10 protein-coding genes are annotated in these 13,283 nt (G+C 58.7%); 8 read left to right on the top strand and 2 right to left on the bottom strand.

Annotated elements, in window-relative coordinates:
• Positions 1-8: 8 nt before the first annotated feature.
• From BK658_RS07575 to BK658_RS07560, 4 genes are all read left to right on the top strand, one after another.
• Positions 9-887 carry an endonuclease/exonuclease/phosphatase family protein gene (locus BK658_RS07575; RefSeq protein ID WP_123581782.1) on the top strand — a complete coding sequence of 293 codons (879 nt, stop codon included), beginning with the start codon at positions 9-11 and terminating at the stop codon, positions 885-887.
• Positions 884-3,037: a GGDEF domain-containing protein gene (locus tag BK658_RS07570; protein ID WP_123581781.1), complete on the top strand. Its 2,154-nt coding sequence runs from the start codon at positions 884-886 to the stop codon at positions 3,035-3,037. The genes BK658_RS07575 and BK658_RS07570 overlap by 4 nt, the downstream gene beginning before the upstream one ends.
• A 99-nt stretch (positions 3,038-3,136) precedes the next feature.
• Positions 3,137-3,916 (top strand): N-acetylmuramoyl-L-alanine amidase, encoded by a 780-nt coding sequence (locus tag BK658_RS07565; RefSeq protein ID WP_123581780.1) that lies wholly within the window; start codon positions 3,137-3,139, stop codon positions 3,914-3,916.
• 76 nt (positions 3,917-3,992) lie between these two features.
• Positions 3,993-5,606, top strand: a complete 1,614-nt coding sequence (locus BK658_RS07560) for an EAL domain-containing protein (protein ID WP_123581863.1) — start codon at positions 3,993-3,995, stop codon at positions 5,604-5,606.
• Positions 5,607-5,613: 7 nt separating this feature from the next.
• Here BK658_RS07560 and BK658_RS07555 read toward each other — a convergent pair whose 3' ends face one another.
• Both BK658_RS07555 and algB read right to left on the bottom strand, forming a co-directional pair.
• Complete coding sequence (locus BK658_RS07555) at positions 5,614-7,404, bottom strand: ATP-binding protein (protein ID WP_123581779.1); 1,791 nt, start codon at positions 7,402-7,404, stop codon at positions 5,614-5,616.
• Positions 7,405-7,414: 10 nt separating this feature from the next.
• Positions 7,415-8,761, bottom strand: a complete 1,347-nt coding sequence (gene algB / locus BK658_RS07550; protein ID WP_123581778.1) for a sigma-54-dependent response regulator transcription factor AlgB — start codon at positions 8,759-8,761, stop codon at positions 7,415-7,417.
• Between the two features lie 442 nt (positions 8,762-9,203).
• Here algB and BK658_RS07545 point away from each other — a divergent pair, with 442 nt between their 5' ends.
• The 4 genes from BK658_RS07545 (at position 9,204) to BK658_RS07530 (ending at position 13,272) form a co-directional block, all read left to right on the top strand.
• Positions 9,204-9,491 carry a hypothetical protein gene (locus BK658_RS07545; RefSeq protein WP_123581777.1) on the top strand — a complete coding sequence of 96 codons (288 nt, stop codon included), beginning with the start codon at positions 9,204-9,206 and terminating at the stop codon, positions 9,489-9,491.
• A 73-nt stretch (positions 9,492-9,564) separates the two neighbouring features.
• Positions 9,565-9,729 carry a DUF1328 domain-containing protein gene (locus tag BK658_RS07540; RefSeq protein WP_007989444.1) on the top strand — a complete coding sequence of 55 codons (165 nt, stop codon included), beginning with the start codon at positions 9,565-9,567 and terminating at the stop codon, positions 9,727-9,729.
• Between the two features lie 762 nt (positions 9,730-10,491).
• Entirely contained in the window at positions 10,492-11,823 is a 1,332-nt protein-coding gene (gene gltP, locus BK658_RS07535) for a glutamate/aspartate:proton symporter GltP (protein WP_123581776.1), read from the top strand.
• A 219-nt stretch (positions 11,824-12,042) separates the two neighbouring features.
• Positions 12,043-13,272, top strand: a complete 1,230-nt coding sequence (locus BK658_RS07530) for a nucleoside recognition domain-containing protein (protein ID WP_123581775.1) — start codon at positions 12,043-12,045, stop codon at positions 13,270-13,272.
• Positions 13,273-13,283 lie beyond the last annotated feature (11 nt).

Genomic DNA, 13,283 nt, shown 5'->3' with positions numbered 1-13,283 from the left:
CGCCCACCATGCGCCGCTGGGGTACTGAACGTCTCGTTGGCCTGCATGATCCGCAGGTCAACGAGCATCATCTGGAGTCCTCGGGCTTGCCTTCAGACAGCCGTCTGCGTTTGCTCAGTTTCAACATCCAGGTCGGCATCAGTACCGAGCGTTATCGGCATTACCTGACCCGTAGCTGGCAGCATTTGCTACCGCACACCGGGCGAGCGGATAACCTGCAGAAAATCGGCAATCTGCTGGGCGACTACGATCTGGTTGCTTTGCAGGAGGCCGATGGCGGCAGCCTGCGGTCAGGCTACGTCAATCAAGTCGAACACCTGGCCCAGCTCGGTGCCTTCCCCTACTGGTATCAACAACTCAATCGCAACCTGGGCCGCCTCGCCCAGCACAGCAATGGCGTGCTCAGTCGATTGCGCCCATGGGCGATTGAAGATCATCCGCTGCCGGGGCCCAAGGGTCGTGGTGCGATTCTTGTGCGATTTGGCGAAGGACCGGATGCGCTGGTGGTCGTGATGATGCACCTCGCGCTGGGGGCGCGCGTGCGGACGATGCAGTTGGCCTACATTCGCGAGTTGATCGGCGACTACAAGCATCAGGTGCTGATGGGCGACATGAACACCCATGCCAGTGATCTGCTGCAAACCTCTCCTCTGCGAGACCTGGGCCTGCTCGCGCCGCAAGTCGAAGCGACCTTCCCCAGCTGGCGCCCGCAACGCTGTCTTGACCATATTCTGCTCAGCCCTACGCTGACCCTTGAGCGGGTCGAAGTGCTGGCGCAACCGATTTCTGATCACCTGCCGGTCGCGGTAGAGATTCGTCTGCCGAGTTCGCTCACGGTCGATGCATTGCCCGCGTTGAGTCCTGCCCTTCGCGGAACCCCTGAATGAGCGACGAAGCACAGCGCTGGAAAGAGAAATACCTCAAAAGTATCGAACAACAGGAAAAGCTCGAGCGTCGCTGGGATGCCCGTCTCGACTTGCTGCGTCGCGGTTTGGTGCGCAGTACGCTGGCAGCTGAGGGCACCGACCGTGCGGTTGACCAGTGCATGAAGGAAATGCGCGAAGTCATCCGCACCAACGATATGGATGCAGGATTGGCGGCATTGCTGCCACGCCTGGAGAAAGCCGTGCTCGACTCCGAGCAGCGGCGCGAGACCCGGGTCAATCAAGTCAGCGCTGCGTTGACCGCCCTGGTCAGTCAGCTCCAGGCTTTGCCGTTGCCGCGCGAGATCAGCCGTCCGCTCAAGACCTTTGCCAAGCAACTCGACGGCCGGGTCAGCCAGGCACGTGAAATTCCCCTGTTGCTGGGTGAACTCAGTGGTCTGCAAGGTCAGGCGCTGAGCCTGCTGGAAAGCCCTGCCGAGCCAAGCCGCCCAGGTTTACTGCAGCGTTTGTTTGGCGGTAGAGACGCGGATGCTCAGGTTTCAGAATCCGGTGCGCTACAACATGAAGCGCCTGCTCCGGGTCCTGTTGAGCAAGTGTCGGCACCTGCCGCAGAGGCGACACCTGAGCCGGTGCATGAGTCATCGGCGCCGGTGCCAATCCAGGTTATTACACCAACGGTGCAGGAAGTCCCGGCACCCCCCGTGCACGCGTCGCACGCTGTGATCGCAGAGCCGGAGTCGGAGCCGGTGGCACCTCAGTCGCTGGAAGAAGCAAAGCCATCACCTGAGGTGGTGGCTTTTGTTCCTCCAGTGCTGGCCGTCGAAGCTGTGCGTGGCAAAGCGTTGGTAGCGGAACAGGATCTACCGGATGTGGATACGCCGCAAGAGCCGCAGATATCCCTGGCACCCGACCCGGTGACGGCTGCTGAATCAATGGCGATTAATCCCGACGAGCTGACGTCTACCGTCCCTCAAGCAGTGGATGAAACTTCGCCGTTAATCGACAGCGTTCCTCCCCCGCCGACGATGGTAGAAGCCTTGGTCGTTCTCGACCCGGAGCAACCTGAGCAGGATGTTCTTTACGCACTGCCCGACTCGCCGGAACCGTCCTACAGCTCGGTGGCCAAACACATCGAGAGCACGCTGCTGGGGCTGCTGGACGATTTGTCGCTGCCCGAGCGTCACCGTCCGCAAGCCGAGGCGATGCGCGATCGGCTGCAAAATGGATTGAATTGGTACGAACTGCTGCCGATCCTCGATGATCTGGCGGTTTTGATGTTGGCGATTACTGACAGCGGTCAGCATGAGTTCGAGGTTTACCTCAAGCAACTCAATGAGCGATTGGAGTCCTTCCAAAGCAACCTGCAAGCCGCCAGTGAGGGTCATGCCGACAACCGCTCTGCTGCGCGGGAGATGGACACGCAGATCCGTGAGCAGGTCGATGGCTTGCAGAGCAGCATGCAGGACGCCGCCGATCTGGAGGGCCTCAAGCATGTGCTGGAGAACCATCTGGAAGGGTTGCTCGGCACCATGGATCAGCACCAGAAACAGCGCGACGAGCGTGAGCAGGAAGTTGCGGCACGCCTGCAAGGCCTGGCCGAGCGAGTCGCGAGCATGGAGCAGGAGGCTCAGGGTTACCGCGAGCACCTGGAAGAGCAACGTCAGAAAGCCCTGGTCGATCCGCTTACCGGTTTACCGAACCGGGCGGCCTGGAGCGAGCGTCTGGAGCATGAGATTGCCCAGTGGCAGCAACACGGAAACTCGCTGTTGCTGGCGATGCTCGATCTCGACCACTTCAAGCGCATCAACGATAACTACGGTCACCTGGCCGGCGACAAAGTGCTGAAGATCATTGCCAGCGTGCTGCGCAAGCGCCTGCGCGGTACGGACTTCATTGCCCGTTTCGGTGGTGAGGAGTTTGTCTTGCTGGTGCCCAATACCCCTTTGGCAGTCGGCGCCAAGTTGGCAGAAACCCTGCGCGCGGCTATCGAAGCCTGCCCGTTTCATTTCAAAGGTGAGCGCGTGACGATCACGGTTTCCATGGGAATGACGGCGTTCAAAGCGGGAGAACACAGCGATCTTGTGTTGAAAAGAGCCGATCAGGCGCTTTACCGGGCAAAAAATGCCGGCCGAAACCGAGTGGAGCTAGGCTGACGATAAGTGTTCCATCGGGTTAAATGCCAGGCTTTGCCGGCCCAGAAGAAGGCAGTACGTTACACTGTTGCATTACTATCTCAGCGTATTGCCCAGATCATGAAATCGATTCCTCTGCTTTTGGTACTTCTGGTCCTGGCGGGTTGCGCTAGCGGTCCTCGAATCGACACCCGCCATCCTTCGGTGAATTTCGACAATCGCGTGCAGTTTGTCGTGGTGCATTACACCACCGCCTCGCAGGAGCGTTCGTTGGCACTGTTGACCCATGGACAGGTCAGCAGCCATTACCTGGTTGGCGATGACAAGAACGCCACTATTTTCAAGCTGGTGGATGAAAGCCGTCGGGCCTGGCATGCAGGGGAAAGCGAGTGGCAAGGCCGGACCTGGCTGAACTCAAGCTCGATCGGCATCGAAATCGTCAATCCGGGTTTTCGCGATACGCCTGCCGGGCGCGTCTGGTATCCCTACAGCGAGGCGCAGGTCCAGTCTTTGATCTTCCTGATCAAGGACATCAGCAAGCGCAACAACATCAGCCCGCGAAACATCATTGGTCACAGCGACATCGCACCGCTACGCAAGCTTGACCCGGGGCCGTTGTTCCCATGGAAGCGCCTGGCCGACGAAGGGCTGGTGGTCTGGCCCGATTCCCAGGCAGTAGCGCGTCAGCAAGCGTTATTCGAAGCACAACTTCCGAGCATCACCTGGTTTCAGGAAGAACTCGCGCGTCTGGGCTATACAACGCCGCAGACCGGTGAGCTGGATGTGGCCACCCGGCATGTGCTGGCAGCTTTCCAGATGCACTATCGACCTTCACGATTTGACGGTACGCCAGACGCGCAAAGCGCCGCGATTCTGCAAGTGCTCAACCAGACAAAATAATGACGCCCGCCCGACGGTCAGGGCTATTTTCTAATCAGTAGCTATAACTCATTGGTAATCCTTCGGATATTCAATGATGACAGCCGCTGGCGAGACCCTGCGCAGTTGGTTCTATCGCCCTTGGTCTTTGGCGATGCTAGCGGCTGTGCTGAGTGCAGCTTTGCTCTTGGCCGGCAGCCTGGGCGTGGCGCTGCGGCAGGTCCAGCAACGCGAAAGCGAACAGATGAACGCTCAGGGCGAACGCTTTCTGGAGCGCCTGGAGCAACTGTTCGGTCAACTGCGCGAAGGCCTGGATGACCTGGAAGCGCAGCCGTTGCGTAGCTGCGACACGGACATGATCGCGACCTTGCAGCAGGTCAGTTTCAATTACCGATTCGTGTATGAGGCGGCCTATATCGACGCCACGCAATTCTGCTCGAATCGGCCGCGGCAGGATGGGTTTTCGGCAATCCGACCACCGGACATCAAAGGGCCGACCTACAGTTATTGGCTCAACACCTCGACCGAGCCCGATGAAGACCGTGCAGCACTGATGTTGGGACGCGGCAATTTTCGGGTAGCGACTTCACGCGGTCATTTGACCGACATGGTCGATCTGGCACCCGGCAGCAGCCTGTTGGTAGTGGTCGATCATGGCGTTCGGGCGATCCCGGTACTCGGCACACCACAAGCCTGGCCACTCAGCGACCCTTGGTTGCCCTTCAGCAGTGAACCGTTGCAGGTCACGAAAACCCAGCTGATCTATCGCATGCCGACCAATAATCCCGAGTACCAGTTGGTGTTGATCAGTCCACGAACCGCATCGCACCTGCCCACGCTGTGGTGGTGGCTGGTACCGGCAAGCCTGCTACTGGGCTTGAGCATTGGCGGTTTGGTGTTTCTGCTGGCCCGCCAACGGCAATCGTTGGGCGGTGAGTTGCAGGGAGCCCTCAAGCGTGGCGAGTTACAGGTCCTGTATCAGCCGATCTTCGATCTCAAGAGCCGTAACTGTGTCGGTGCCGAAGCCTTATTGCGCTGGCGCCGGCCGGACGGCACGCTCACCAGCCCGGACTTGTTTATTCCCATGGCGGAAGACTCCGGGCAGATCCGTCAGATCACTGACTTCGTGTTGCAGCGATTGCTTGAACAGCTCGGTAAGTTACTTCGCGCCAACCCGCAGTTGTATATTTCGGTCAACCTGGCGGCCTGCGATGTCATGGTGCCGCGGGTTGGCCAGGTCATGGCAGGCTTGCTGGCCACGCACCGGGTCGCTGCGCGGCAGATCGCGTTTGAGGTGACTGAGCGGGGGTTGATCGATGTGGTGGTCGCACGGGAGAACCTGCAAGCGTTGCGCGATGCCGGGCATCAAGTGTTGATCGACGACTTTGGCACCGGTTATTGCAGCCTGGCTTACCTGCAAACCCTGCCAGTGGACTACCTGAAAATCGACAAGGCTTTCATTGATGCGCTGGGCCACGACGCCGCCAGCAGCGGCGTGGCGCCGCACATCATTCGCATGGCGCATGCCTTGCAGCTCAAGGTGATTGCCGAAGGTATCGAACATGAAGCCCAGGCCACGTTGTTGAGCAGTGAGGGAGTGAATTACGGCCAAGGCTGGTTGTTCGCCCATGCCTTGACTGCGGCGCAGTTCATTGAACTGATCACCCGAGGCCGTCGGTTGGCGTCACGGCGGCTGGATGACGAGGCGTGATCGCCCGTTAGAGGGGCAGTGCCATATAAAACTGAGTGCCCTGCCCCGGCCGGGAATACACGCCCATGCGACCGCCGTGCAGTTGCACGATCTCCTTGCACAGTGCCAGACCGAGCCCGGCGCCGCCCTTCTTGCGCCCGACCTGAACGAAGGGTTCGAAAATCCGCCCCTGCTGGCCGTAGGCGATGCCTTCGCCATTGTCCTCGACGCTGACAATCACCCGTTCGCCGTGCCGGCGAGCCTGCAGGCGTATCTGCCCATGGTGGCTGGTATGGCGCAGCGCGTTGTCGATCAGGTTGTCCAGCACCCGGTCGAGTTGCGCCTGATCGGCCTGCAGTCGCGGGAGTGGTGTGTGCACTTCCACCAGCAACTCGATGCTTTGCTCATTGGCCCGCTCGGCGAAACGCCCTTGTGCCTGTTCCAGCAGGTCATCGATGTTGCATGGCGTCAGGGTGAGTTTTTGTAGACCATTCTGATAGCGCGAGAAGTTCAGCAGGTCGTTGATCAACTGCATCAAACGCTGCATTTCCTCATTCACCGTGTTCAACAGGTCGGCTTCGCGAGAGTCCTCGGCAAAGTGCGCGCGCTCGCGGAACAGGCCGAAGGCCATGTGCATGCCGGTGACCGGTGTACGCAGCTCATGGGAGGCGCGCAGTACGAACTCACTGCGTACCCGCTCAAAGGCCCGTTGCTCGGTGACATCGTGCAGCACCATGACCGCGCCGAGGATATGCCCCTGGGGATGAATGACCGGCGTCAGGCTGTAGGTCAACAGCCGCGACTCGCCATCGACGTCGATGCTCAGGTCTTCAGGCGCACGCTCCAGTGTTCCGCCGCGCAGTACCGTTTGCAGTTGTTCATCGAGCTCCGGCCGTTGGAGCGCGGTGCCCAGGCCTTGGCCGAGGCGGCCTTCGTCCCAGCCCAACTGACGCTGTGCGACCGGATTAAGGTGCTCCAGATGGCCCTGACGATCAATCATCAGCAAACCGTCATCGATGCTGTCGAGCACGGCTTGCAAGCGTTGCTGACCCGCGAGCAGTTCATCGACATTGGTTGCCTGATGCTCACGCAAGGCTTCGGCCATGATCCCGAAGCGCCGGGTGAGTTGGGTCAGCTCCACCGCCGGGGAAATCGGCAGGGTGACATCGAAGTTACCCTGGCCGATGTTATCCGCGGCCTTGGCCAGTGCCTCGATCGGCTCACCGAAGCGCCGGGCGATGCCGTGAGCGGTGATGAAGCCGATGAACAGCACGGCCAACCCGACCAATCCGAGCAAGCCGGCAATCAGCAGCGCATGTTCGCGGGCATTGCGCTGGGTATCGTTGATGTTGTCCAGCGCCTGTTTGTGTTCGGCAATCAGGCCATTGCGCAGCACGTTGAACTTTTCGGTGAGGCTCCGATTGCCGGCGAGCTTGCCGGACGGTTCCTGCATGAGGCTGAAGGCTTTGAGAAAGGACAGGTAGTCCGTGCGGGCCTGCTCGAAGCCGTGATGCTCGCTATTGAAACCGTTTTCGTGCTCGATGCCTTGATCCAGCAGCTCGAAATAGCGCCGCTCAGAGGTTTCCAGTGCCTCAAGGTCGGGCTTTATGCTGAGCATGTTGATCAACTGATCGTCCAGTGTCTGGCGCAGTTTGAGTTCCAGGTCCAGGGTGATGAAGTTGTCGCGGATCAGCGCTTCCTGGTTACTGGCTATCTGCATCACGCTGACCAGCCCGAGTACCAGGCCGAGCAACGCCACGGTGATCAGTGCCGAGATACTCAGAAACAGCCGTGTGCGCAACTTCATCGCCAGCTTCATAAGGTGCTGCTCACAGGTTGTACTGTTTGCGTTTGCGGTACAGCGTCGAGGCGTCGATACCCAAGGTCTTGGCCGCTTGATCGAGGGTGCCGGCGCTGGCCAGTACCGCGCCGATGTGGGCTTTCTCCAATTCATCCAGACTTAGCGCCGCACCGATTCTGGGAGCGTTGCTGGTGGTTTGTTCAGTCATGCCCAAATGGCTGATCTCGACTCGCTCCTGTGGGCAAATGATGCTTGCTCGTTCGACCACGTTACGCAGTTCGCGGATGTTGCCTGGCCAGCGATAGCCGAGCAGCGCCTCGCGTGCTTCGTCGCTGAAGACACGAGCCGGCCGCGCGTATTCCTTGACGAAACGTGCCAGGAAGCGGTCGGCCAGGGCCAGGATGTCCTCGGCGCGTTCGCGTAGTGGCGGCAGGTGCAAGGTGATGACGTTCAGTCGGTAGAGCAGGTCTTCGCGGAAACGGCCGTCGCGGACCATGTCTTCGAGATTGAGATTGGTGGCGGCGAGGATTCGCACATCGGCGTGACGGGTCACCGGGTCGCCGACCCTTTCGTATTCCTTGTCCTGAATGAAGCGCAGCAGTTTGGGCTGCAAGGTCAGCGGGAAATCGCCGATCTCATCAAGAAACAATGTACCTCCGTCGGCCTGATTGACTCGGCCGAGGGTACTTTCGCTGGCACCGGTAAACGCCCCGCGACTGTGGCCAAAGAGTTCGCTTTCCATCAGCTCGGTTGTCAATGAGGGGCAGTTGATGGTGACGAAGGATTTCTTCGCGCGCTTGCTCCAGCCGTGAATGGCCCGGGCCAGTTCGCCTTTACCGGTACCGGATTCGCCGAGTATCAGAATGTTGGCATCGGTGCTGGCGACCTGGCGGGCGGTTTCCAGTACGACTTTCATCGCCGGGCTGTGGGAATCCAGGCCATCGTTGGGTTTGCGGACTTCACCTTCGAGGGCTTCAAGGCGTGCCGAGAGCTGGCGTACTTCCAGTTGTTTGGCGGTGGCCAGGCGCAATTGGTCGGGGCTGCAAGGTTTGACCAGATAGTCGGCGGCGCCGGCCTGGATCGCATCGACGGCGGTGTCCACGGCCGAGTGTGCGGTGATGATCACTACGCGCATCCAGGGTGCCTGCACACGCATTTGCGCCAGGACGTCGAGACCGTTGTCTTCGCCCAGACGCAGGTCAAGGAAGCACAGGTCGAAGACCTGTCGTTGCAACAAAGCGTCGGCCTGGGCCGCGCTGTTGGCGGTGGCGACGGTATAGCCTTCGTCTTCCAGGCAGTAGCGAAAGGTGCGCAGGATGGCGGATTCATCATCTACCAGCAGAATGCGGCCTTGATGCTCTTTGGCTGATTCCATTTTTCCTACGCTCCTTAAATGAATGCTCTTAATTTAGTCTCGGAAAAATCGGGCAAGTTGCATGGTTGATTCTGGGCGCTTCTCGTAAGAATGGGGTAGTTGTCTGTTCAAGCTTCTATTAACTATATGATTTTAATCTCTTTTATTTTTACAGCGACGGCCTTGGCGTTTTCCCGCCTCTTTTTCTGACATCCGTATCCCTTCATACATTCCAAAAATTTTCGATTTCGTGCAAATCGATCGTGCATTACGCACGATCTTCTGCGGACCATCGTGCAGGATGCGTCCGAATGCATTTTGTTAATCAAAATATCTATTTGATTTTATTTAACTTATTTCGGTGTGGGAGCTGGCATGCAGGCTGCAACGGTCTGGTTAAGCCGGGGCACTCAAGAAAGAGCGCCCCCTGACCAATAACCACCAGTGTGGGAGGAGTTTCAGGATGAATCGCCAACGTGCCGCCCAATTGCGGATCTCGCCACTGACTATCCAGCAAGGGATGTTTGCCGTGTTTGCCTTGTTGATCACCTTGATCGGCGGCCAGCAGTTCTTGCGCTGGGAACAAAGCCAGCAGTCAGAGGCCGCGATTGCGCCGGCTCATCACTTGACCCAAACCCATTTCAGCGCGGTCGGCAGTCGGCCTGCTGATGCAGCCTCAATGAGAATGATGAGTGTGGACCCGGCCGAACCTGGTGCCGTGACGCTGCGTCAGGATCGTTGGGTGTTCTAGGTAACAGACTTGGTGCGATGTTCATGTGCCGTGAATAGCTGCACCTCCAAATAGAAGCGTAAGGAGAATCACCATGTTGAGCTGGGCAATCACATTCTTGATTATTGCCATTGTCGCTGCAGTACTGGGCTTCGGTGGTATCGCGGGCACCGCCACGGGTATCGCCAAGATTCTCTTTGTCGTGTTCCTGGTGATGTTTGTTGCTTCATTTTTCTTTGGCCGTCGCGGTCGAGGCTGATCGTGGACGTTTGCTTGAAGACAGATCCGATCAGGTACCGGGTTTGAAAAACAAAGGAGGTCAGCAATGCCTCTTTCCTCTGCGCCCACCCGAGGACGGTGTGCGCATGACCAAGGGGCCGGGATGTTCTGATTGCTTCAGGATCGGAGTGACCTACGGGTACAGGGAGTGCCTGCGCAAGGGCCGGGTTAGGACAAGCAGCGCCGCGTATTTGACCGTCATTCATGACGTGACAAATCTGCGGCGCGCTTATATGTGCAAAGCGTTGACCTAGAGCTGCCAAACCATTCTTATCGCTACCCCTGCCGGCAAAAAAACAATCGGTGTTCTTCACAAAACATTTCGCAGTGTTTCCGGGTGACCGTATATCGAGAAATTTGGCGCTGATTTCTGCTCACTATTCACTACGGCTCGTAGGATTTTTCCCTGGTTTTTGTCCATATTCCGCTGCTCAAAAAACGATCAATCTCCTCTGCGATGGCCGGTTCACGGCACTTATGCCTGCCGAAATGTCGTATTCGAACCGGTTGGGACGGCGGTTTGCTTTGAAAAAACTCATGCCGATTCGGCATAGGGTAGGCGTTTACGGCATTAGACGTCGCTCCCGTGCATCGGAATAGTTGCGCCTTTTTTATCTGCCAGAGAGCCGTATTTACGCGCTCCGGGCGACCTTATCCGGGGGCAGATGCACAGACTTTTCCGCCATTGGGCGTTCCAGTTTGTGCATCTTCTCGAGTCCATTTATAAGAAAAGGGTAATGATATGAAGAAGGCAAAGCTGAGCCTCGCCTGGCAGATCCTCATCGGTCTGGTACTGGGCATTGCAATTGGTGCGTTGCTCAACCACTTCAGTGCGGAAAAAGCCTGGTGGATCAGTAACGTCCTGCAACCGGCGGGCGATATCTTTATCCGTCTGATCAAGATGATCGTGATCCCGATCGTGATCTCCTCGCTGGTCGTCGGCATTGCCGGTGTGGGCGATGCGAAGAAGCTCGGGCGCATTGGTCTCAAGACCATCATTTACTTCGAAATCGTCACCACCATCGCCATTCTGGTCGGCCTGGTGCTGGCCAACGTGTTCCACCCGGGTTCCGGCATCGACATGAGCACCCTGGGCACTGTGGATATTTCCAAGTACCAGGCGACCGCGGCCGAGGTTCAGCATGAGCACGCGTTCATCGAAACCATCCTCAACCTGATTCCGTCGAACATCTTTGCCGCCATGGCGCGTGGCGAGATGCTGCCGATCATCTTTTTCTCGGTGTTGTTCGGTCTTGGTCTGTCGAGCCTGCAATCGGACCTGCGCGAGCCGCTGGTGAAGATGTTCCAGGGCGTCTCGGAAAGCATGTTCAAGGTCACTCACATGATCATGAATTACGCCCCGATCGGCGTGTTCGCACTGATCGCAGTGACCGTTGCCAACTTCGGTTTCGCTTCCCTGCTGCCGCTGGCCAAACTGGTGATCCTGGTTTACGTCGCCATCCTGTTCTTCGCCTTCGTGGTGCTGGGCCTGATTGCTCGCCTGTTCGGTTTCTCGGTCATCAAGCTGATGCGCATCTTCAAGGATGAGCTGGTGCTGGCCTACTCCACCGCGAGTTCCGAAACCGTGCTGCCGCGCGTGATCGAGAAGATGGAAGCCTACGGTGCACCGAAAGCCATTTGCAGCTTCGTGGTGCCAACCGGTTACTCGTTCAACCTCGACGGTTCGACCCTGTACCAGAGCATCGCGGCGATCTTCATTGCCCAGCTGTACGGTATCGACCTGTCGATCAGCCAGCAGTTGCTGCTGGTACTGACGCTGATGGTCACCTCCAAAGGTATCGCCGGCGTGCCGGGCGTGTCGTTCGTGGTCCTGCTGGCAACGCTGGGCAGCGTCGGTATTCCATTGGAAGGCCTGGCGTTCATCGCCGGTGTCGACCGCATCATGGACATGGCCCGTACCGCACTGAACGTGATCGGCAACGCCTTGGCCGTACTGGTCGTCTCCCGTTGGGAAGGCATGTACGACGACGCCAAGGGCCAGCGCTACTGGAACTCCCTGCCGCACTGGCGCAGCAAAGAGAAGCTGCCGGCTGGCGAGACTTCCAGCAACTGATGCATAACCCTGTGGGAGCGAGCTTTTGTGGGAGCGAGCTTGCTCGCGATGACGGAGTAACAGCCAACATTGATGTCGACTGATACACCGCTATCGCGAGCAAGCTCGCTCCCACAATGGTCCCCCGCCAGCAATGCCAACAAACCCCGGAGAAATCCGGGGTTTGTCGTTTCTGCCCACCCCGCTATCATTCGCGGCATCTTCTGGGGGATTTGACTGATGCTCAATGGCCTGTGGCTTGGCTTTTTCATCGTGGCGGCCGTTTCGGCACTCGCGCAGTGGCTGATCGGCGGTAATGCCGGGATCTTCGCGACGATGGTGGAAAGCATCTTCGCCATGGCCAAGCTGTCGGTCGACGTGATGGTGTTGCTGTTCGGCACCCTGACCCTCTGGCTGGGCTTTCTGCGGATCGCTGAAAAAGCCGGGATCGTCGACTGGCTGGCCAAGGCGCTCGGACCGCTGTTCCTGCGCCTGATGCCCGAAGTGCCGGCGGGGCATCCGGCCATCGGCCTGATCACCCTCAACTTTGCTGCCAACACCCTGGGGCTCGACAATGCCGCTACGCCGATTGGTCTCAAGGCGATGCGTGCGTTGCAAGAGCTCAACCCCAGCACCACGGTCGCGAGCAATGCCCAAATCCTGTTCCTGGTGCTTAACGCCTCGTCCCTGACCCTGCTGCCCGTGACTATCTTCATGTACCGCGCCCAGCAAGGTGCGGCCGATCCGACGCTGGTGTTCCTGCCGATTTTGCTGGCGACCAGTTGTTCAACCATCGTCGGTCTGCTGTCGGTGGCATTCATGCAGCGTCTTCGGCTGTGGGACCCGGTGGTGCTGGCTTACCTGATTCCGGGTGCGCTGCTACTGGGTGGGTTCATGGCGCTGTTGACGGCGCTCTCAGCCACTGCTCTGGCGAGCCTGTCGTCGATCCTCGGTAACCTGACAATGTTCGGGTTGATCATGCTGTTTCTGGTGATTGGCGCGCTGCGCAAGGTCAAGGTCTACGAAGCATTCGTCGAAGGTGCCAAAGAAGGCTTTGATGTCGCCAAGAACCTGCTGCCGTATCTGGTCGCGATGCTCTGTGCGGTGGGCGTATTGCGAGCGTCCGGGGCGCTGGACTTCGGTCTGGACGGGATTCGCCATCTGGTGCAATGGGCTGGATGGGACACGCGTTTCGTCGATGCCCTGCCGACCGCGATGGTCAAACCGTTCTCCGGCAGCGCTGCGCGGGCGATGCTGATCGAAACCATGAAGACTCAAGGCGTCGACAGCTTCCCGGCGCTGGTGGCAGCGACTATTCAAGGCAGTACCGAACCCACGTTCTATGTGCTGGCGGTGTATTTCGGGGCGGTGGGTATTCAGCGTGCGCGGCATGCCGTGGGTTGCGCACTGCTGGCGGAGCTCGCGGGGGTGCTGGGGGCGATCGGGGTTTGCTACTGGTTCTTTGGCTGAGCCTGAACACG

This window comes from Pseudomonas brassicacearum (assembly GCF_003732175.1).
In the GTDB taxonomy this organism is placed as follows: Bacteria; Pseudomonadota; Gammaproteobacteria; order Pseudomonadales; family Pseudomonadaceae; genus Aquipseudomonas; species Aquipseudomonas brassicacearum_G.
The sequence above is the reverse complement of the archived record's forward strand: the minus strand, read 5'-3'. Positions and strand labels throughout refer to the sequence as shown.